This is a genomic window from Planktotalea arctica (genome assembly GCF_002105285.1).
GTDB lineage: Bacteria > Pseudomonadota > Alphaproteobacteria > Rhodobacterales > Rhodobacteraceae > Planktotalea > Planktotalea arctica.
This window is the reverse complement of sequence record NZ_MUHR01000001.1, coordinates 139,380-157,779: the sequence shown is the minus strand read 5'-3', so window position 1 is coordinate 157,779 and position 18,400 is coordinate 139,380. Positions and strand designations below refer to the sequence as shown.

The 18,400-nt window shown below is 57.0% G+C and carries 21 protein-coding genes; 7 read left to right on the top strand and 14 right to left on the bottom strand.

Features of this window, described 5'->3' with window-relative positions:
- Positions 1-5 precede the first annotated feature (5 nt).
- The 3 genes from B9P63_RS00795 to B9P63_RS00785 all read left to right on the top strand — a co-directional run bounded on the left by B9P63_RS00795 (position 6) and on the right by B9P63_RS00785 (position 3,637).
- Entirely contained in the window at positions 6-389 is a 384-nt protein-coding gene (locus B9P63_RS00795; protein WP_085306649.1) for a hypothetical protein, read from the top strand.
- Between the two features lie 81 nt (positions 390-470).
- A complete protein-coding gene (locus B9P63_RS00790; protein ID WP_085306648.1) occupies positions 471-2,498 on the top strand; it encodes an NADPH-dependent 2,4-dienoyl-CoA reductase in 2,028 nt (675 codons plus the stop codon).
- A 233-nt stretch (positions 2,499-2,731) separates the two neighbouring features.
- The gene (locus B9P63_RS00785; RefSeq protein WP_085306647.1) at positions 2,732-3,637 is read left to right on the top strand and encodes a LysR family transcriptional regulator; all 906 of its coding nucleotides are present in this window, start codon (positions 2,732-2,734) and stop codon (positions 3,635-3,637) included.
- Positions 3,638-3,710: 73 nt separating this feature from the next.
- Here the strand turns inward: B9P63_RS00785 and B9P63_RS00780 are convergent, their stop codons facing one another.
- From B9P63_RS00780 to B9P63_RS00770, 3 genes are read right to left on the bottom strand one after another with little or no spacing between them, the layout of a single operon-like run.
- A complete protein-coding gene (locus B9P63_RS00780; RefSeq protein WP_085306646.1) occupies positions 3,711-4,820 on the bottom strand; it encodes an amidohydrolase family protein in 1,110 nt (369 codons plus the stop codon).
- 37 nt (positions 4,821-4,857) lie between these two features.
- The gene (gene rsmD, locus B9P63_RS00775; protein WP_085306645.1) at positions 4,858-5,433 is read right to left on the bottom strand and encodes a 16S rRNA (guanine(966)-N(2))-methyltransferase RsmD; all 576 of its coding nucleotides are present in this window, start codon (positions 5,431-5,433) and stop codon (positions 4,858-4,860) included.
- Positions 5,430-6,641 carry an NAD(P)/FAD-dependent oxidoreductase gene (locus B9P63_RS00770; protein ID WP_085306644.1) on the bottom strand — a complete coding sequence of 404 codons (1,212 nt, stop codon included), beginning with the start codon at positions 6,639-6,641 and terminating at the stop codon, positions 5,430-5,432. The genes rsmD and B9P63_RS00770 overlap by 4 nt, the downstream gene beginning before the upstream one ends.
- A gap of 94 nt (positions 6,642-6,735) precedes the next feature.
- Here B9P63_RS00770 and B9P63_RS00765 point away from each other — a divergent pair, with 94 nt between their 5' ends.
- Positions 6,736-7,224 (top strand): peroxiredoxin, encoded by a 489-nt coding sequence (locus B9P63_RS00765; protein ID WP_085306643.1) that lies wholly within the window; start codon positions 6,736-6,738, stop codon positions 7,222-7,224.
- Between the two features lie 64 nt (positions 7,225-7,288).
- Here the strand turns inward: B9P63_RS00765 and B9P63_RS00760 are convergent, their stop codons facing one another.
- The 6 genes from B9P63_RS00760 to mnmC2 form a co-directional block, all read right to left on the bottom strand.
- Positions 7,289-7,579, bottom strand: coding sequence for a 4a-hydroxytetrahydrobiopterin dehydratase (locus B9P63_RS00760; RefSeq protein ID WP_085306642.1), 291 nt, complete (start codon positions 7,577-7,579; stop codon positions 7,289-7,291).
- On the bottom strand, positions 7,576-8,763 hold the full coding sequence (locus B9P63_RS00755; protein WP_085306641.1) for a GNAT family N-acetyltransferase: 1,188 nt from the start codon (positions 8,761-8,763) through the stop codon (positions 7,576-7,578). Before B9P63_RS00755 ends, B9P63_RS00760 begins: the two co-directional genes overlap by 4 nt.
- On the bottom strand, positions 8,760-9,530 hold the full coding sequence (locus tag B9P63_RS00750; RefSeq protein ID WP_085306640.1) for a glycerophosphodiester phosphodiesterase family protein: 771 nt from the start codon (positions 9,528-9,530) through the stop codon (positions 8,760-8,762). The genes B9P63_RS00755 and B9P63_RS00750 overlap by 4 nt, the downstream gene beginning before the upstream one ends.
- Complete coding sequence (locus tag B9P63_RS00745; protein WP_085306639.1) at positions 9,527-9,991, bottom strand: RidA family protein; 465 nt, start codon at positions 9,989-9,991, stop codon at positions 9,527-9,529. The genes B9P63_RS00750 and B9P63_RS00745 overlap by 4 nt, the downstream gene beginning before the upstream one ends.
- 61 nt (positions 9,992-10,052) lie before the next feature.
- Positions 10,053-10,928, bottom strand: coding sequence for a DMT family transporter (locus B9P63_RS00740; RefSeq protein WP_085306638.1), 876 nt, complete (start codon positions 10,926-10,928; stop codon positions 10,053-10,055).
- On the bottom strand, positions 10,925-11,593 hold the full coding sequence (gene mnmC2 / locus B9P63_RS00735; protein ID WP_085306637.1) for a tRNA (5-methylaminomethyl-2-thiouridine)(34)-methyltransferase MnmC2: 669 nt from the start codon (positions 11,591-11,593) through the stop codon (positions 10,925-10,927). The genes B9P63_RS00740 and mnmC2 overlap by 4 nt, the downstream gene beginning before the upstream one ends.
- Before the next feature lie 52 nt (positions 11,594-11,645).
- On the opposite strand from mnmC2, the gene B9P63_RS00730 reads away from it, so the two are divergent.
- Positions 11,646-12,692 carry an NAD(P)/FAD-dependent oxidoreductase gene (locus tag B9P63_RS00730; RefSeq protein WP_085306636.1) on the top strand — a complete coding sequence of 349 codons (1,047 nt, stop codon included), beginning with the start codon at positions 11,646-11,648 and terminating at the stop codon, positions 12,690-12,692.
- Here B9P63_RS00730 and B9P63_RS00725 read toward each other — a convergent pair.
- The 4 genes from B9P63_RS00725 to B9P63_RS00710 all read right to left on the bottom strand — a co-directional run bounded on the left by B9P63_RS00725 (position 12,689) and on the right by B9P63_RS00710 (position 15,662).
- Entirely contained in the window at positions 12,689-13,231 is a 543-nt protein-coding gene (locus B9P63_RS00725; RefSeq protein WP_085306635.1) for an NADPH-dependent FMN reductase, read from the bottom strand. The genes B9P63_RS00730 and B9P63_RS00725 overlap by 4 nt on opposite strands.
- A gap of 95 nt (positions 13,232-13,326) precedes the next feature.
- Positions 13,327-13,887: a hypothetical protein gene (locus B9P63_RS00720; protein ID WP_085306634.1), complete on the bottom strand. Its 561-nt coding sequence runs from the start codon at positions 13,885-13,887 to the stop codon at positions 13,327-13,329.
- 140 nt (positions 13,888-14,027) lie between these two features.
- Complete coding sequence (locus tag B9P63_RS00715; protein WP_085306633.1) at positions 14,028-14,696, bottom strand: YiaD family glycine zipper/OmpA-like lipoprotein; 669 nt, start codon at positions 14,694-14,696, stop codon at positions 14,028-14,030.
- A gap of 96 nt (positions 14,697-14,792) precedes the next feature.
- Positions 14,793-15,662, bottom strand: a complete 870-nt coding sequence (locus B9P63_RS00710; RefSeq protein ID WP_085306632.1) for a methylated-DNA--[protein]-cysteine S-methyltransferase — start codon at positions 15,660-15,662, stop codon at positions 14,793-14,795.
- A 111-nt stretch (positions 15,663-15,773) separates the two neighbouring features.
- On the opposite strand from B9P63_RS00710, the gene nth reads away from it, so the two are divergent.
- Both nth and B9P63_RS00700 read left to right on the top strand, forming a co-directional pair.
- On the top strand, positions 15,774-16,427 hold the full coding sequence (nth, locus tag B9P63_RS00705) for an endonuclease III (RefSeq protein WP_085306631.1): 654 nt from the start codon (positions 15,774-15,776) through the stop codon (positions 16,425-16,427).
- Positions 16,424-17,416: an adenosine kinase gene (locus B9P63_RS00700; protein ID WP_085306630.1), complete on the top strand. Its 993-nt coding sequence runs from the start codon at positions 16,424-16,426 to the stop codon at positions 17,414-17,416. Before nth ends, B9P63_RS00700 begins: the two co-directional genes overlap by 4 nt.
- A 57-nt stretch (positions 17,417-17,473) precedes the next feature.
- On the opposite strand, the gene B9P63_RS00695 is transcribed toward B9P63_RS00700, so the two are convergent.
- Complete coding sequence (locus tag B9P63_RS00695; RefSeq protein ID WP_085306629.1) at positions 17,474-18,292, bottom strand: sulfotransferase family protein; 819 nt, start codon at positions 18,290-18,292, stop codon at positions 17,474-17,476.
- Positions 18,293-18,400 lie beyond the last annotated feature (108 nt).

Sequence of the window (18,400 nt, the reverse complement as noted above, 5' to 3'; positions counted from 1 at the left end):
ATCCCATGAGTGCGTTTGAATTGAGCAAGACCCGATTGTTCGAAGGCGTCTGGGAGGGCATTCTAACCGCTGTTGACAAGGAAGCAGGCCAGCCGGACCTCGGCGTGACCCATCTGGAAAAACCGCTTGGCGAATTGCATCTGAAAGAAACAGACAAGCCGAACCAATGGGCCTTGCGTGTACCAATCCCTGTAGAGTTGATCGGAGACGGGGCGCAGACCTTCCTCATCTTCGATAAGGACACGGGCGAGACGCTCGACAGCTTCACCATTATCGCAGGCGATGCCGTCACAGATGACATCCGCGCCGAAGTCGCGCTGTTGCGCGCAGAGCTAGACATGCTCAAGCGCGCGTTCCGGCGCCACTGCGTCGAGACCGCGCAAAGCTGAGACCACAAAAAGGGTGACGCTGCGTTTGGGGTGACACAAGAACGCTGTGTGCGCACTCTGCGCTCAAACTTGGAGGTTTCTATGACTGCTTATCCCCACATGCTCGCCCCGCTCGATCTTGGCTTTACGACGTTGAAGAACCGAGTGTTGATGGGCTCGATGCACACTGGCCTCGAGGAAAGCAAAGACTGGAACCGCGTTGCGGAATTCTATGCGGAACGTGCACGCGGGCAAGCAGCGTTGATCGTGACAGGAGGCATGTCGCCATCTAAGGAGGGCGGTGTGTTCCCCGGCGCAGCGGGCCTGTTCAGTGACGAAGATATCGCAAACCACAAGATCGTCACCGACCGCGTCCATGCGGCAGATGGCAAGATCGCGATGCAAATCTTGCACGCAGGTCGCTACGCCTATGGCCCAGAATGCGTATCTGCCAGCGCAGTGAAATCCCCGATTTCACCCTTCCCGCCCAAAGAATTGGACGAAGAGGGTATCGAAAAGCAAATCAACGATTTCGTTGTTGCCGCCACACGCGCGCGCGAAGCAGGCTATGACGGCGTAGAAATCATGGGGTCTGAGGGGTATTTTCTCAACCAGTTCCTTGTGACCCACACGAACAAGCGCACGGACCGTTGGGGCGGCTCTTACGAGAACCGCATGCGCCTGCCCGTCGAGGTCGTTCGCCGTGTTCGCGAAGCGGTGGGCACAGATTTCATCATTATCTACCGCCTTTCCATGATTGATCTGGTCCCCAATGGATCAACCTTTGACGAAGTTGTGACGCTCGCCAAAGCGGTCGAAGCTGCAGGCGCAACGATCATCAACACGGGCATCGGCTGGCACGAAGCGCGCATTCCAACGATTGCCACCTCCGTTCCGCGTGCGGCCTTTACCTGGGTAACAAAGAAGTTGATGGGCAGCGTTAACATCCCTGTGATTACCTCCAACCGCATCAACACGCCCGAGGTTGCCGAAGAGGTCCTATCCGGCGGTGCCGCTGATATGGTCTCCATGGCGCGACCCTTTCTTGCGGATGCCGAGTTCGTCAGCAAAGCGATTGCGGGCAAGGCCGATCACATCGCGCCCTGCATTGCCTGCAATCAAGCCTGCCTTGATCACACATTCGGGGGCAAGATGACGTCCTGCCTTGTGAACCCGCGTGCCTGCCATGAAACAGAACTGGTGATAGAACCCACGTCTGCCGCCAAAAAAATCGCCGTCGTTGGCGCAGGTCCGGCAGGCCTAAGCGCCGCGATGACAGCCGCAGAGCGCGGCCATAGCGTGACGCTGTTTGATCGCGCTGATGAGATTGGCGGCCAGCTTAATATGGCCAAGCAGGTGCCTGGAAAGGAAGAATTCTGGGGCCTTGTCGATTGGTATCGCACCATGCTCGCCTCTAGCGGCGTGAATGTGCAGTTGAACACCGAAGTCAGCGCCGATGATCTGGCCGGTTTTGACGACGTGATTATAGCGACAGGTGTGGTTCCGCGCGATGTTGGTATTCCGGGCCAGGACGGCGCAAACGTGCTTTCTTATATAGATGTGCTGCGGGGCAAGGCCGAGGTCGGCAAACGCGTCGCCATTATCGGTGCAGGAGGAATCGGTTTTGATGTGGCCGAAACGCTGGTGCATGCAGGCACCAGCCCGACTGTTGATCTTGAGGTATGGAAAGAGGAATGGGGCGTTGGTGACCCCTCCGAGACTCGCGGCGGACTTGCACCAGAGGGGCCACAGCCCGATGCGCCCGCACGCGAAGTGACGCTCTTGCAGCGCAAGAGCACGAAACACGGCAAGGGCCTTGGCAAGACCACAGGCTGGATTCACCGCGCCGCACTCAAGATGAAGAACGTCAAGATGATCGGCGGTGTAAACTATGAGCGTGTCGAGGATGGTGGGCTTTATATCTCCTACGGCGAAGCACGCGAAGACCCGCAGCTGCTCGAGGTGGACACGATCGTTCTGTGTGCAGGGCAACTTCCCGAACGCTCACTGGCAGATGCTTTGCAAGAACAAGGCATCACTTGCCACGTGATCGGCGGCGCTGATGTGGCGGCTGAACTGGATGCTAAACGTGCGATTGATCAGGGCACAAGGCTCGCAGCGGCGCTTTGATATAATGGAGCGCGCCATCTGGCGCGCACAGGTCCATTTTGTTTTGGGGCTCTGCCCCATCTTGGCAAAGCCAAGACCCCCCGAAGTATTTAGAGACCAGAGAAGCAAGGCCAGCTGTTTCCACCCTGCAAACGATCTGTGACAAAACCCTGCTATTGTCTAAGGAGCGCCCCAATCGCGCCCCTTTTGAGCGTGATACCTTGTCCTTGAACAGAGACGCAAAGGTAGACGCAATGGATCGCCTCACGGAAATGGAAGCCTTCGCCACGGTAGTGGATCAAGGTGGTTTTACAGACGCAGCCAAGAAAATGGGGATTTCTAAATCCGCCGTTTCCAAGCATGTATCATCACTGGAAGCGCGCCTTGGTGCACGGCTTTTGAACCGCACGACACGCCGGGTCAGCCCGACGGAGATCGGCCTCGCCTATTATGACCGCGCCCGACGCGTGCTAAATGATGCAGGCGAAGCAGATGCTTTGGTCACGTCGATGCAATCCGCGCCGTCCGGCCTTTTGCGTATCTCGGTAGCAACAGACTTCGGCGTCAATCATCTGAGCCCGGTGCTTGGAGATTTCCTGTCGGAATTTCCCGACATCACAGTCAACATGGTGCTGAACAACCGCTACGTTGAATTGATTTCAGAGGGTTTCGATATGGCCGTGCGCATCGGCGAGTTGGAAGACAGCACGCTGCGCGCACGCAAATTGACCGAAACCACCAAGCGCATGATTGCCTCGCCCGCCTATTTCGAGAAATATGGCCGCCCTGAAAAGATCGATGATCTAAATGATCACAAGTTGCTGCATTATTCGAATCAATCGAGCGGAAATGTCTGGAAAGTCACCGCGCCCTCCGGCGAGAAACGTCAGATCCGCACGGCAGGTTGGCTGAGCGTGAATGACGGGCAATCTTTGCTAAATGCCGCGATCGCAGGCCTTGGCATCGCCTATCTTCCCAGCTTCCTGTATTCTGAGGCCATGGCGCAGGGTCTTGTGGTGGACGCCATTCCAGAACTTCCAACAGAGACCCAAGGCATCTATGCGGTTTACCCCCCGGGCCGCTTTACCCAGCCCAAGGTACGCGCCTTCATCGATTTCCTCGTTCACTCCTTCGCGGCCAAAGGCCCGAGCGAATGGTAGCAGCCCCTTTGATTTAAGAGTTCTCCCTCGAGCAAACTGGCCCCTTCGCATTCATCGGCGCAGGGGCCATTTTTTATCGCCCGGTTATACGCGCAATTTCGGCGGTATCATTGGCGAGATGCTCTTTGATATGGTCACGCTCGTCCGCATCCAGCGGCGTGCCTGTAGCAAGTTTCGCCAAGGTATCATGCTGATAGAAGCGTAGTGCCGCCGTAAGGCAGTAGACTTCGCTCATTAGATCGAGCGTACTGGAGGGCGAGAGCATGTCGCAAACATTGTCCGAGCCGAGCCGCACAGGTACGCCCGCGGCCGCCAGATCAAGCACGCGTGCAATGGAGTTGTGAATCGGCGCGTTGATACTGCGCAACTGGCGCATCCCTAGCGCAGCAGAAGGCGCGACGATAACGCCGACGTTATGCTCGAGAAGGCCCTCGAGCAGGCGTTGCCAGCGAGGTTCATCGTAGGCCGAGGGTGAAATCATATGCACAGCCCAGATCATCGGGCCGCCCAGATCATCCCCTGCAACGCCGCCTTCGCGGCGGATCACATCAAGCAGGCGCTCTGTCGCATCTTCGCGCGGATCGTTGCGCTGATCAGTGTGAACCTGCACCATTTTCCCCGTGCGTCGCGCCAGATCAAGCACGCGCGCGCAGCTTTCTTCATAGCCGATGTGATCAGGGTAATCGCGGCGCTCGTCCTTTTCAGGCAGCGCACCAATAAAATCGCTGTATTTCGCACCCTCTTCGAACAACCGCCAGCGTTCGGGCTCGGCATCGGTAAATCCGGTCGGGTTATAAGAGGCAGCGCGCAAGAGCATCTGGTCTTTAATACTCTCGGCATGCTCCATCATCCAGCCCAGAGCACTAAGGCCGACACGGTCATTGGTGACATCCACGACCGTGTCGGCGCGCGCTGTGCCGCAGGCGATCATAACATCCGTGCCCTCCGTAATGCGGCGTTTGTAGTCATCCTCGTCGTAGGCGCGGCTCGCGTGGAGCTTGGAAATGAGCGCGTGTTTCTCCTGCAAGGAGATGTGGCTCGATTGCGAGAGCTGAAGATCGCTGGCATGCAAATAGCTGTCGTCGAAGGTGTTGACGCGGCCCAGATGAAGATGGCCGTTGAAGTAACCGCCAAGCGCATTGATCTTAATTTTCAACTGATCGAAGTAGGGGGAAGTAAACATGATGTCTCAAATGTCTGTATCTAAAGATACCTACACACTAGACAATTTCGGCACCGTTCCAAGCCACAAAGCTGATTGAGGTACCACCAAAACGGCGTATTTCAAGCAAGGTGCAGCCTTGCGGCAGCGTAATTGGCGCACTTTCCTCCCATAGAATCAAGGCGCCCGGCGCGATCCAACCGGAGGTCAGCAAACTGGCTAGCGCTTTTTCGCCAAGCACCTTGGCGTAGGGCGGATCAAGGAAGATCAGATCATAGGGCACGCTTGGATTTACAGGCAGGCGAGCCGCATCGCGCCCAAGCAAGCTGCTCTGCGTCTGCGCGTTGCACAGCGCAATGTTCTCGCGGATCAGGCTTTGGCCTTTTCGGCCATTCTCGATGAAGGTGACATGCGAAGCGCCGCGCGAAAGCGCCTCGAGGCCCAGCGCACCCGTGCCCGCGAACACGTCCAGCGCACGCGCATCGCTAATCGGATCGCCATAGCGCCCCCCCATGAGCACGTTGAACAGGCTCTCGCGCACGCGATCCGTGGTAGGGCGCAAATGCGCGGCTGCATCGCCTTTGCCGATAGAGGCCAGCGCACGCCCGCGAAATTCACCACCAATAATTCTCATGCTTTCAGCAAGGCCTTCATGTCGGTTGCCGGGTCTGCCACGGCGCTCCGTGCGGGGGATTTGCCCGCCTCGATCAAGCGCTTGCCAATCATGTAATTGCGAGGATCGTTCATTGCATCGACGGCCAAAAGCGTATCGCCCTCATAGTACCAGAAAGAAACAGCGTCGCCTGTGGGGTCGCGCCGTTCGACGATTGTGTCAAAGCCGATGTTCAGACCCGCAATCTGGAGTTTGACGTCGTATTGATCAGACCAAAACCAAGGTTTCGGCGCATAATCCGCCCCCGCACCCATCATGTTTTGCGCAGCAACTTCGGCCTGATCTATCGCGTTTTGCACGCTCTCAAGGCGGCGGGTCGCGCCGCGCAGGGCAAAGGCCGCACAATCGCCTGCGGACCAGATATGCGGATCGGACGTGCGCCCTTGCACGTTCACCGCAATGCCGTTGTCAATGGCAAGGCCAGCCGCCTCCGCCAGCGCGACGTTAGGCGCGATGCCGATGCCAGCGATGACAAAATCAACGTCGATGTGTGTGCCATCGCCAAGCTGCGCGCCAGTCACGCGCGCATCGCCCGTCAAGCGATCGAGACCGACACCTTCAATGATGTGGACTCCATGGCTTTGATGCAAAGCGCGAAAATAATCGGAGGTTTGCGGCGCAGAAACGCGCTGCAAAATGCGCTCTGCCATTTCAACGAGCGTCACTTCAACGCCGAGCTTGCGCGCAACTGCTGCCGCCTCGAGCCCGATGTAGCCACCCCCGACAATGAGCGCGCGTTTGCCGGCGGTGAATTCACCTGCCATCGCGTCCACATCCGCCAAGGTGCGCACGGTATAAACTCCGTCCAAAGCGCCGCCGATGGCGGCTGGCAGCGTACGCGCAGAGGAACCGGTGGTCAGGGCCAGTTGATCGTATGGAATGACTTCGTCGCCCATATGCACTTCGCGCTTTGCGGCATCAATCGAAGTGACGCGCGCGCCCATTCTCAGCGTGATGTCCTGCTCTGCATAATAACTCTCAGGGCGAAGGAACAAGCGCTCAAGCGCCATATCGCCCAGCAGATATGCCTTGGACAAAGGCGGGCGTTGATAGGGCGGCACAGGTTCTTCCCCGATCAAGGTAATTTGCCCCTCAAAACCAGAACTGCGCAGTTTCGCAACCAAGGATGCCCCAGCCTGCCCTGCCCCGATGATAACAAAATGAGCCATATGCGCGATCCTCTTTGAATACCGTTGGCGAATGCCTGCGCAGACCCTATATCGTGGGCAGATCATAACGCAATTCCAACGAGGGACTATTATAATGACCATCTCCAAAGGTGACCGCCTACCCGACGCAACGCTGGTTCAATTGGGCGAGAGCGGCCCTGCCCCCGTTGCGATGGCTGACAAGATCAAAGGGCGCAAAGTCGTCGTGTTCGCCGTCCCCGGCGCGTTCACACCTACGTGCCACTCTGCACATGTGCCCAGCTTCATCCGCACCAAAGACCAGTTTGACGCCAAAGGCGTGGACGAGATCATCTGCGTCTCCGTTAATGATCCTTTCGTAATGAAAGCATGGGGCGAAGCGACAGGCGCGACAGCCGCTGGCATTACCATGCTCTCGGATGCGGAAAGTGCATTCACCAAGGCAATTGGCATGGACTTCGACGCACCCCCCGCTGGCCTGATCGCACGCTCCAAGCGCTATGCGATGCTGGTTGAGGACGGCGTTGTGACGCAGCTTAACGAGGAAGAAAACCCCGGCGCATGTGAAGTCTCCGCAGGCGAGGGTCTGCTCGAAACGATGTGAGTGAAACGACAGATTGCTCAGGAAAGGCGCGCCATTAGGTGGGCCTTTCCGCTTTTTGAGGGCTCTACAAACTATCCATCTTGCGCGCCAGCTTCGCATCAAGCGTGCTTAGCCCGTCCACATCATGGGTCGTCAAAACCACATGCACCTTATTGTAGACGTTAGACCATTCAGGATGATGATCCCACTTTTCGGACCAGATCGCCGCACGGGTCATCCAGCCGAAAGCATCGGCGAAATTCTTGAATTTGAAGTGCTTTTCAAGCGCGTCACGCCCCTCAACCATAGACCAACCGTTCGCAAAAAGCGGATCTAGCAAGGGACCACGCGTATCATCAAATAATCTCTCGCTCATTCGTGTTCCTCCACATGGGATTTCTTGAATGGACCGTAGTCCGTCAGGACTTCGATGTCCTGCTCAATGGCTTCGCGCTCGGCGATCAGATAGCGCTCGATCGCATCGGAAAAGCCCTTATCGCCGATCCAATGCAGCGAATGCGTGTTCACCGGCAAATAGCCGCGCGCGAGTTTATGCTGGCCTTGCGCGCCCGCCTCAACCCTCTCAAAGCCACGCTCGATCGCAAGCTCGATGGCGCGATAGTAACACAGCTCAAAGTGCAGGCAGGCATAATCTTCGCTGCACCCCCAATAGCGGCCAAAAAGCGCCTTGCGCCCGATAAAGTTAAGCGCCCCCGCAATCGGAATTCCGCCGCGTTCTGCCAGCACGAGGATCACATCCTCGCGCATATTTTCTTGCACTATATCAAAGAATTTCCGCGTCAGATACGGTGTGCCCCATTTGCGCGCCCCTGTATCTTGGTAGAACTGCCAAAAGGCATCCCAATGCTCGGGTTGGATTTGATCGCCCGTCAACGCGCGGATTGTGCCACCAAAGGCGTTGGCTTGCTCGCGTTCCTTGCGGATGTTCTTACGCTTGCGCGAAGAAAGCGACATTAGAAAATCATCAAAGCTACGATAGCCGCTGTTAAACCAGTGAAACTGCTGGCTGGCGCGCGCCATCAGGCCCATTTGCACGCCTGCCTGCACTTCGTCTTCGGTGCAAAAGGTCATATGAAGCGATGACACGTCATTGTTTGCCGCCAGTTGCACCGCCCCTTGAATAAGCGCAGCTTGCGCCCTTTGCGCAAATTCCGGCTTCACCAACAAACGCCGCCCAGTAGCAGGCGTGAAAGGAACAGCGATCTGCAATTTCGGGTAGTAGCGCCCACCTGCGCGTTCATAGGCATGCGCCCAGTTATGATCAAAAATATACTCGCCCTGGGAATGGGACTTGGCATACATTGGAGCCACGCCAATCAACGTGCCTCCCAGACGTGCAATCAGATACTGCGGCTGCCAACCCGTACCAGCCCCTACCGATCCGCTTTGCTCGAGCGCGCTGAGAAACCTGTGCGTGGTGAACGGGTCAAACGCAGCGCCGCCATCGGCCACTTCTGGACAGGCGCAAGAATCCCAGTCCGCTGCGGGAAAATCTAACAGGCTGGCAACGACTTCTATCTCGACGGCAGCGTCGCTCATGTGTGTGGCAACTCGGCCAAATACTGCTCGAAGGTGATATTGTCCGCCACTTTGCGCGCCTCTTTCTCTTGCTCTGCGCTCTTTACCGTCCAGCACAGAATATCAGCGCCCCGCGCCTTTAAGTCGGCAACGCGCGGTGCACCCAGGTCTTCCACTTCGTGAGAGATAAAGCTCGCACGCAAAGTGTCAAAGTCCGGTATAGCGCTTAGCCGCTCGCGCGTGCCTTTGGGTAGAAGCGGCCAATCCGCCGCCTCATAAGCGCTAGTTACAATGCCGCGCGCGACTTTTGGCGCATGGATGGCCATTTGCTGCACCGAATGAGGATTGAACGACATCACCCCAAGCGGGCCTCGATAACGCGCGATATCGCGTGCGACGGCCTGCTCCAAACGGCCCACATTCGCACCCATACTGCCGTCTTGGTCCTTAATTTCAATAAGTAGGGGAACACGGCCAGCAATCAGGTCCAAAACCTCTGGCAAACCTGGAATACCCTCGTCACTGCCACGCAGGATGACGCGCCCCAGATCAGCGGCAGAGCGTTGCTGGATCGGCCCACTGTCCTTGGCAAGTCGTTTCAGATCGTAGTCGTGAAACACCATCGCGGCACCGTCCGAGGACAGTTGCACATCAATTTCGATTCCATAGCCCGCATCAATAGCCGCTTTGATCGCCGCACGGCTGTTTTCGGGCCGAGCACACGCCACGTCATGCAGCGCACGGTGGGCCAAAGGCTGGCTTAGGAAAGAAGGGTCTAGCCGGATCATTTGATCTGAAAGATGCCTTCGATCTCGACTGCGACGCCAAATGGCAAGGACGCCGCTGACACCGCCGAGCGCGCGTGACGCCCCGCATCGCCAAGCGCTTCAACCATAAAATCGGACGCACCGTTGATCACTTTTGGTTGATCCCCGAAATCGGCAGTGGAGTTGACGAAACCAACCAGCTTCACAACCCGCACCAACCGGTCCAGATCACCACCACACGCTGATTTGATCTGCGCCAAAAGCCCGATTGCACAAGTTTTTGCAGCTGCTGCACCGTCTTCGGCACTCATCGTGTCACCCAGCTTTCCAGTAATGAAGCCGTCTGGCCCCATGGAAATCTGACCCGAGACGTGGACCAATTCACCGACCTGCACGAAAGGCACGTAATTGGCCGCAGGCGCAGGAGCGCTTGGTAGCGTCACGCCAAGCTCGGCGAGTTTCGCCTCAAAAATTCCGCTCATGTCTTTTCTCCAGTATAACAGTCAGGCGCAGGCAATCATGCGCACGCCGTGCGCGCAAGTCTCAAACGCGGCGCACTTTCGCGCGCTCGCGCAGCAATGTGAAAATTCCCGCTGCCACGATCAAAGACGCGCCAATCACGACGTTTGTGCGCAGTTCTTCAGAGAATATCGCGAGGCCCAGCATCGACGCAAAGACCAGTTGCAAATAGGCGAAGGGCTGTACTGTGCTGACTTCGGACACTTCATAGGTCTTGATCAACAAGAAATGTCCGCCCGCGCCAGTCACACAAAGCAGGCCCATCCACGCCCAATCGACGCGGCTCATGGGTTCCCAGAAGGCCACGCCGACGAGGGTCATCACCACCGCACCTGAAACACCTGTCCAGAAAAAGCTGGTCGCTGCACTGTCCTTGCGCGCAACAAAGCGCGTGAGCAGGCCATAAAGCGCAAACATGAACGCCGAACCGAGCGGGATCAACGCATAGGGCGAAAACACGCCCGTGCCCGGCCGCAGGATGATCAACATTCCGATGAAGCCGACGCCGATCGCGGCCCAACGACGCCACCCCACTTGCTCGCCCAAAACCGGGCCGGAAAGAGCAGCGATCAGCAAAGGGTAACAGGCAAAGACAGCATGGCTCTCAATGAGGCCCAGATAAACGAAACCCTGCACCATGACGCAGATCTCCGTCGCCAGCAAAACGCCGCGAAAAATTTGCACTTTTGGCTGCTCCGTGCGCACAGCGTTGCGCAAACCACCCTTGGCGCGCGCCGCAACTGCGATGACGAAGGCGGCAAAGAACCAATAGCGCACCATCACTACCATCATCACATTGTATTCACGTGCAAGGTGCTGCGAAATCCCATCCTGCATCGCGAAAACAAAGGTCGTGGCGATCATTAGCGTGATCCCAAGAGGCGCGTTGTTCTGGCTCATGCGCGCTGCCGCCCAATACTCATGTGGCGTTTGCGCCCGAAACCTTTGACGCGTGCGACCTCGAAACCGGCAGCGCCCAACGCGCGGCGCACATGGCCTGCGGCTGTGTAGGTGGCGAACGTGCCATTCAGCTTGGTATGCGCACCGACAGCCTGCATAAGGGCAGGTTCCCAAAGTTCGGGATTTTTTGCTGGGGAGAACCCGTCAAGGAACCATGCGTCGGCTTTGGACCTCCAAGCAGGCAAGGCCACGCGCGCATCGCCAGTGATCAGTGTGAAATCCAGATCATGCGTTTGTACGCCTCGCTCGCCCAGCGCACCCATCAATTCATCGGCCAATGAACCAAGTTCCGGAAACGCTTGGTGCGCTGTGCTCATCTGCGCAGGATCAAGCGGATAGGCCTCGAAACTGGTGAAGCGCAGCGCGCCTTTGACACCGCTTTCACGCCATGCCGCCCAAGCCGTGAGCAGGTTCAGACCAGTTCCAAACCCAAGCTCTGCAATATGAAAACCGGGCTCAAAACGTGCGGGAATGTCGTTGCCGCCCAGAAACACATGCCGCGTCTCGGCAAGCCCGTCCTGCAAGGAAAAATACGGGTCTTCAAATTGCAGCGAAATCGGCACGCCATCTGCGTTCCAATCCAGCGTACCTGTCTGGTCGTTCATCACGTCATGCCCTACTACCCGTGCTACACGCATTGGGCACGGAGCAGCGCAAATGGCAATGGCAGATATCACAATCTACGGCGCGGGCATCTTCGGGCTAAGCATCGCGTGGACCTGCGCAAAGCGCGGCGCACGTGTACAAATCATCGATCCAAATGGGGCCGGATCAGGCTCCAGCGGCGGCGTGGTCGGTGCTCTTGCGCCGCACACACCGGAGAACTGGAACGACAAGAAGCAATTCCAGTTCGAGAGCCTGATCATGGCGCAGTCCTTTTGGCAAAGCGTCGAGCAGGCAGGCGGCAAAAGCGCAGGTTATGCGCGCTCGGGGCGGTTGCAGCCCTTGAGCGATGCCCGCGCGCTCGATCTGGCGCGCACGCGCAGTGAGAATGCCAAGGCCCTTTGGCAGGGGCTTGCGCAGCTTGATATTATCGACGCCGCTGACAGAGGCGATTGGGCCCCAAAAAGCAAAATGGGCCTGCTGGTGCATGACACTTTAAGTGGGCGCATGCACCCGCGCATGGCCTGCGCTGCGCTTGTTGCTGCGCTTCAAAGCAAGGGATGCCGCGTGATGGATCAAGGCACGCCCCAAGGTATCATTTTGGAGGCGACAGGCTGGCAAGGGCTTTTGCAGCTTGCAACCGATATGAACGAGCCTGTGGGCAATGGTGTCAAAGGTCAGGGCGCCGTGCTTGATTTCACGGCTGCGCCGGATGCGCCGCAACTCTTCGCCGATGCGCTTCATATCATCCCGCACGCCAATGGAACGATCGCCCTTGGCTCTACCAGCGAAAGGGAATTCGATGACCCCTATAGCACCGATACGCAGCTTGATGATGTGATAGAGCGCGCCAAAACCGCCTTCCCCATCTTGCAAGATGCCCCCGTGATAGAGCGTTGGGCCGGAGTGCGCCCGCGCGCAAAATCACGCGCACCGATGATTGGGCATCATCCGCTGCGTAAGGGCGCGTTCATCGCAAATGGCGGCTTCAAAATAGGCTTTGGCATGGCCCCTAAAATCGCAGAGGTCATGGCCGATCTTATACTTGAGGGACGCGACCGGATCCCCGAAGGGTTCCGGCCCGAGGCCTCACTGCGTTAACCGCGCGCGCAGACTTCGCGCAGCGCGGCAATACCGCCGTCCAGCGACTTCTGATATACTTCACTTTTCAGCGTTCCATCCTCGTTGAACTCGCCATACGCTCCCGCGACTAGAACCGCTGGCGTGGCCAGAACCGCCGCGCCCAGCTGCGCAAGGCAATTGCGGGTCATAAAATAAGCCGTCTCGCCGCCCGTGCGTCCTGCAGCTGCACCGATAAGCAACGTAGGCTTACCGCGAAACGCATCGCCCGGAACACGGCTCGACCAATCGAGCGCATTTTTGAGAACACCGGAAATACCCTTATTATACTCTGGGTTCGCCACGATGATTGCATCCGCCGCCGCAATTTGTGCTGCCAGTTTCGTGACTGCTTCGGGAATACCCTTAGCTTCCAGATCACCATCATAGAGCGGCAGGTTCAGATCACCGATCTCGACCTCAGCCGCACCAAAAGATGTAATCGCCGCCTTCATAAGCTGCGTGTTGAAAGAGCCTGCGCGCAACGAACCGGAGAGGCCAAGAAGTTTAAGTTCAGAAATGGTACCAACCTTTATTGATGAGATCTGTCAGCCGCTATCAAACATGAAAAGCGGGCAGGCGAAACGCGCATCCGCGCAGATCAGATGTGCGCAATTCAGTGGATCAAAGCGTCGACGCCGATCGATGCAATCAATTGATAGTAAGACGCAAGCACAACAATGAAAAAGGCGATCAAAATCAATTCATGTTTGAACTGGTGCGAGTGAAAGAAATTGCGATCACGATGATGGATCACATCCACCAATTCATCCCCAAAGCGGATCGACAGAAACGTGCCAAGGCCAGACAGAACGATAATCCCCCAAAACGGCCAAGGCGTCGTCAGGATCTTGAGCATGAGCGCAGTCAACGCGGTTGTCTCGTAATACGCCGGCGCGCTGGCGAGAACCGCGATATTCACCCCGATCGCGATAATCCAGACTGCAATTTCCGACAGGACCATGCGAATGCCGAAGAGCAGACGAAGCGGGAAATCCAGCAAGAACCCCGCATCGGCGATGGGCGTGCACAGAACGAAAAAGCTCCAGGTGAGCATGGCCGCGATGCCGCCCGTGGCCGGATCATACTTCACGCTTAGATATGCGAAATATCCGATCAACAGCGCGCAAAGCAGCGCGAACTTGATCAGGACCTGTTTTTGCGGATGTATGGACATGGGGTGATCTATCTGAAACGAATGCTAACCCAGTGTCGCGCTACGCTGCGATGGCTTCAAGCCGGAACATTGCGCGGCCTCAATAAAAAGGCCCTCGCAAATTGCTTTGCAAGGGCCGGGGTCGCAGGATCACACTGCGCTTAGCTTGTCGGAAGGATCACGATTTCTACGCGGCGATTTTGCGCTTTACCCTCTTCGGTCAGGTTGCTTGCAACGGGTTGATCTTCACCGCGCCCAATGCCCTGAAGGCGCGCCAGCGAAACGCCAGCTCCGGCAAGAACGTTCACGACCGAATTAGCACGATCGACCGAAAGGCTTTGGTTATAGCCCGCTTCGCCCGTGCTGTCGGTATGGCCGATCACCTGAACGGTCGAGTTGGGATAGGACTGCAGGTTGCTTGCCACCGCGACCAGATCGCTTTGCAAACCGCCTGTCAAAGTTGCGCTATCGGAAGCGAACAGGATGTCCTGCGGCAAGGTAACTATCAGGCGATCACCGGTGTTGGTGATCGTCACGCGGTCGTTGCCAAGGCTTTCTTGCAGATCAGCCGCTTGACGGTCCAAAACGTTGCCCACAACTGCACCACCGGCTGCGCCCAGCACTGCGCCTTTCAGGGCGTTTTGCTTGCGCTCTGCGCTGCTGTCACCAGAAATCAAACCTGCGACCGCGCCAACGCCAGCGCCGATTGCAGCGCCAGTGCCAGTCTTGCGAAAGTCATTGTTATTGGACAACGTATCTGGGTTGGAGCAGGCCGATAGGGCCAGAAGGGACACCGCGGATAGCGCGATAAGGGAAGGTGCTCTTTTCATGTGTAGCCTCATATGCTGTCTCCGTTACTCGGAGCTAGGCAAAGCATAACAGGTCCGATTCTGTTTCCCAACAAGGGTTTTCGGGGAATTTCGGCGCTATTTCGCCAATGCGGAAGCGGCGGATTCGCGCGCGGCGCTTTCATAGGCCAGCATCGCGCGTTTGATCGGCGTACCCCAGTGGTAGCCGCCAAGTTCGCCAGATTTGCGCAAAGCCCGGTGGCACGGGATCAGCCAGCTCACAGGGTTCTTGCCCACGGCCGTGCCGACAGCGCGCACGGCTTTCGGACTGCCTACCGCGCGTGCGATATCGGAATAGGTGGTGACGTGGCCGTTTGGAACATGCAGCAATGCCTCCCAGACCTTGATCTGGAAAGGCGCACCAATTAGGTGTAGACGCTGCGCGCCCACGCCGCCAAACGCCGCTCCGACCCAAGGGGCGAGTGCATTGTTGTCTTTGGTAAAACGCGCATTAGGCCACCGCAAAGCCATGTCCTGATAAGCCACCTCTGCGCCCGTCTCTTCGGCAAAGGCCATGCCGCAAAGGCCGATATCAGTGCCCATGGCGAGGGCCTGCCCAAAGGGGCTGTCGAACCACCCGAATTTGATCTGCAAACCCTTGCCGCCCTTGGCATAACTGCCTGGGCTCATCGCCTCCCAGCGCAGGAACAGATCGTGCAAGCGACCGCCGCCGGACAGCCCGGCCTCCATGGCCGTGTCCAGCGTTGAGTGATGCGCACGCAGCAAGGTTTTCGCGTGATCAAGCGCGAGGAACTGCTGGTAGCGTTTCGGCGAAACCCCCGCCCACTTGGAAAACAACCGCTGCAAATAGGCAGGGCTAAGGTTCATCTCTGCCGCCAGCCCTTCAAGCGAGACAGGCGCGTCGCTGCTATCCAAGCGTTCAATCGCGCGGCGCACGAGTTTGTAGTGATAGCTGGCCTCTTGGCCATTTGAGATATGTGTATTCATGGGGTTACCCTAAGGACGCCCCACGCCGCGCGCGATCCGCTTTTTGTCTAAAAATCTAAACGATGTAGTGCCTCTTGCCGCACGCTGTTCAAAAAGGCATACCCCAGCCCCATGACAAAACCCGCAAAACAGCTCGACTATCATACGATCCGCGAAATTTTCACGCGCTTCGAGGCCTCTGATGCCGCGCCCGAGGGCGAGTTGCATCATACCAATGCCTACACTTTGGTCGTCGCCGTCGCGCTCTCGGCGCAGGCAACGGATATCGGGGTTAACAAAGCCACGGCCAAACTGTTCGAGATCGCGGATACGCCGCAAAAGATGCTCGATCTGGGTTTGGAAGGCGTGATTGAACATATCAAAACGATCGGCCTGTTTCGCAACAAAGCCAAGAACGTCATCAAGCTTAGCCAGATTTTGGTCGATGTGTACGATGGGGTCGTCCCAAATTCGCGCGCAGCTCTCGTCTCGCTTCCAGGCGTGGGGCGCAAAACCGCCAATGTCGTGCTAAACATGTGGTGGAACTACCCTGCCCAAGCAGTCGACACCCATATCTACCGCGTCGGAAATCGCACCGGCATTTGCCCCGGAAAGGACGTCGACGTGGTCGAGCGCGCCATTGAAGATCATATTCCAGTTGATTTTCAACAGCATGCCCATCACTGGCTGATCCTGCACGGACGCTACATCTGCAAAGCGCGCAAACCTGTGTGCACCAATTGCATCATTAATGACTTATGCCCATTCGAGGAAAAAACGAAATGAAGACCTATAAGGTAATCGGTATCGGCAACGCTGTTGTTGACGTAATCACGCAAAGTGATGACAGTTTTCTTGCCAATATGGGCATTGAAAAGGGCATCATGCAGCTGATCGAAAAGGATCGCGCAGAGGTTCTGTTCGGTTCCATGTCTGAGCGCACACAGGCTGCTGGCGGCTCTGTTGCCAATAGCATCGCGGGCATCGGCGCGCTGGGTTTGCGCACCGCGTTCATCGGCCGCGTCAAGGACGATGCACTCGGTCTATTTTACGCCAAGGCGATGACAGATGAGGGAACCGATTTCGTCAACGCACCTGTTGCAGGCGGCGAATTGCCGACCTCGCGTTCGATGATTTTCGTCTCGCCCGATGGGGAGCGTTCGATGAACACATACCTTGGTATCTCTGCCGAACTGGGTCCCGAGGACGTGTCCGACGAAGTAGGTGCAGATGCGGAAATCGTATTCCTGGAAGGTTATCTTTTCGACAAGGACAAGGGCAAGGAAGCCTTCGTCAAGCTCGCCCGTGCGTGCCGCGCAAACGGCGGCAAAGCAGGGATCGCAATCTCCGATCCGTTCTGCGTAGAGCGTCATCGCGCCGATTTCCTGAACCTGATCGAAAACGAACTCGACTATGTGATCGGCAATGAAGAGGAGGTGAAATCGCTCTTTGAGACCGACAATCTGGAAGCCGCGCTCGCGAAGTTAAGCGCAATCTGCCCACTGGCGGTCTGCACGCGTTCAGGTGATGGCGTATCGATCATGTCCGGTGGCGCGCGTATCGACGTGCCCGTGGATAAGATCGTTCCAGTGGATGCGACAGGTGCGGGCGACCAGTTCGCTGCTGGCTTCTTGTTCGGCCTTGCGACGGGACGCGATCTGGAAACCTGTGGCCAGATGGGCTGCGTCTGCGCGCGCGAAGTTATCGGCCATGTTGGGCCGCGCCCCAAAGCGAATATCTCTGCGTTGCTGCGCGAAGCAGGATTACTAGCGTAAATCTGCGTGCTTCGGGGGCAAAAGTCTTAACAACGACTTTTGCCCCCGCTTTGCAGATCAATCACCCAGTTTAGCGTGGACCTCGTCGAGATCGATCTCGCCGATAGGCATCTTGTTGCTCGGGTCTTTGAAATCATACTTGAACAGATCGAAATCACGTTTGTAGATTTCATAGACGAGGTGCATCGACAAATCATCGAAATAATCCTCGACCGGATGCGCGCGTTTGGGCCCGTGGCCTTCGCTCTCGTTGAAGCGTGGGATCGTCGATAGATCGACCGCGTTAGGCACGTTGATCTGATCTAGCACTTCCTGCATGCCGTCGTTAAATTGCTCGGTCCAGAAAATCTTGTCGTAGCGCCCCCCGTTTACGATGAAAGTGGACACATGTCCCGACATCGCGGACCAGTGAATGTCCGGCTCCATCGGGCGACGCCAACGGATGGTGTCGCGCGCGAACAAAAGGAAACGGCGGAAGCTGGCGATCTGGTCAAACTCTTGTTTGCCGTCGTCACCGCCCACTTCGATCCCGTATTTCTGGATCAAAAGCGGCACCAACTTGCCGCGATAGCGCTTGCCGTTGCGTTGGATGCCGCAAATCTTGTCGAAGAAGGACGACAGGATGCGCGTATAGGGGTTGCGCACGCAGGTAAACGAATAGGATTGATGCGATTGCACGTTCTGCGTGATCAAAGGCTGGCTTTCATCAAGCGCCCATTTGTGCAAACCGCCCGTCGCGTCGTGGATATCACCGTCGAAAAACGCACCATGATCGGAGTAATACATGATCTGCCCGATGGTCGAGCAGGCGCATTTGGGAACGACGCGGTACACGACGCTCTCGCTTTCGGTCATCCAAGTGCCGGGAAAACCCATAATCTCTCGCCTCCGGCGTCAACTTGCCGCCAATTGGTTACTTTATCTTCACTTAAGTTATGTAAAACAGAATAAAGCCTGTTTATTCAAGGCACATTCATCTCTAAC

Coding starts and splice junctions, on each gene's coding strand:
- B9P63_RS00730 (WP_085306636.1), top strand. CDS start 11,646: ATGGCAATGGCAGATATCACAATCTACGGCGCGGGCATCTTCGGGCTA.
- B9P63_RS00770 (WP_085306644.1), bottom strand. CDS start 6,641: ATGGCTCATTTTGTTATCATCGGGGCAGGGCAGGCTGGGGCATCCTTG.
- B9P63_RS00695 (WP_085306629.1), bottom strand. CDS start 18,292: ATGGGTTTTCCCGGCACTTGGATGACCGAAAGCGAGAGCGTCGTGTAC.
- B9P63_RS00745 (WP_085306639.1), bottom strand. CDS start 9,991: ATGAGCGGAATTTTTGAGGCGAAACTCGCCGAGCTTGGCGTGACGCTA.
- B9P63_RS00715 (WP_085306633.1), bottom strand. CDS start 14,696: ATGAAAAGAGCACCTTCCCTTATCGCGCTATCCGCGGTGTCCCTTCTG.
- B9P63_RS00700 (WP_085306630.1), top strand. CDS start 16,424: ATGAAGACCTATAAGGTAATCGGTATCGGCAACGCTGTTGTTGACGTA.
- B9P63_RS00790 (WP_085306648.1), top strand. CDS start 471: ATGACTGCTTATCCCCACATGCTCGCCCCGCTCGATCTTGGCTTTACG.
- B9P63_RS00750 (WP_085306640.1), bottom strand. CDS start 9,530: ATGATCCGGCTAGACCCTTCTTTCCTAAGCCAGCCTTTGGCCCACCGT.
- B9P63_RS00755 (WP_085306641.1), bottom strand. CDS start 8,763: ATGAGCGACGCTGCCGTCGAGATAGAAGTCGTTGCCAGCCTGTTAGAT.
- B9P63_RS00760 (WP_085306642.1), bottom strand. CDS start 7,579: ATGAGCGAGAGATTATTTGATGATACGCGTGGTCCCTTGCTAGATCCG.
- B9P63_RS00785 (WP_085306647.1), top strand. CDS start 2,732: ATGGATCGCCTCACGGAAATGGAAGCCTTCGCCACGGTAGTGGATCAA.
- B9P63_RS00765 (WP_085306643.1), top strand. CDS start 6,736: ATGACCATCTCCAAAGGTGACCGCCTACCCGACGCAACGCTGGTTCAA.
- rsmD (WP_085306645.1), bottom strand. CDS start 5,433: ATGAGAATTATTGGTGGTGAATTTCGCGGGCGTGCGCTGGCCTCTATC.
- nth (WP_085306631.1), top strand. CDS start 15,774: ATGACAAAACCCGCAAAACAGCTCGACTATCATACGATCCGCGAAATT.
- B9P63_RS00780 (WP_085306646.1), bottom strand. CDS start 4,820: ATGTTTACTTCCCCCTACTTCGATCAGTTGAAAATTAAGATCAATGCG.
- mnmC2 (WP_085306637.1), bottom strand. CDS start 11,593: ATGAACGACCAGACAGGTACGCTGGATTGGAACGCAGATGGCGTGCCG.
- B9P63_RS00740 (WP_085306638.1), bottom strand. CDS start 10,928: ATGAGCCAGAACAACGCGCCTCTTGGGATCACGCTAATGATCGCCACG.
- B9P63_RS00720 (WP_085306634.1), bottom strand. CDS start 13,887: ATGTCCATACATCCGCAAAAACAGGTCCTGATCAAGTTCGCGCTGCTT.
- B9P63_RS00795 (WP_085306649.1), top strand. CDS start 6: ATGAGTGCGTTTGAATTGAGCAAGACCCGATTGTTCGAAGGCGTCTGG.
- B9P63_RS00710 (WP_085306632.1), bottom strand. CDS start 15,662: ATGAATACACATATCTCAAATGGCCAAGAGGCCAGCTATCACTACAAA.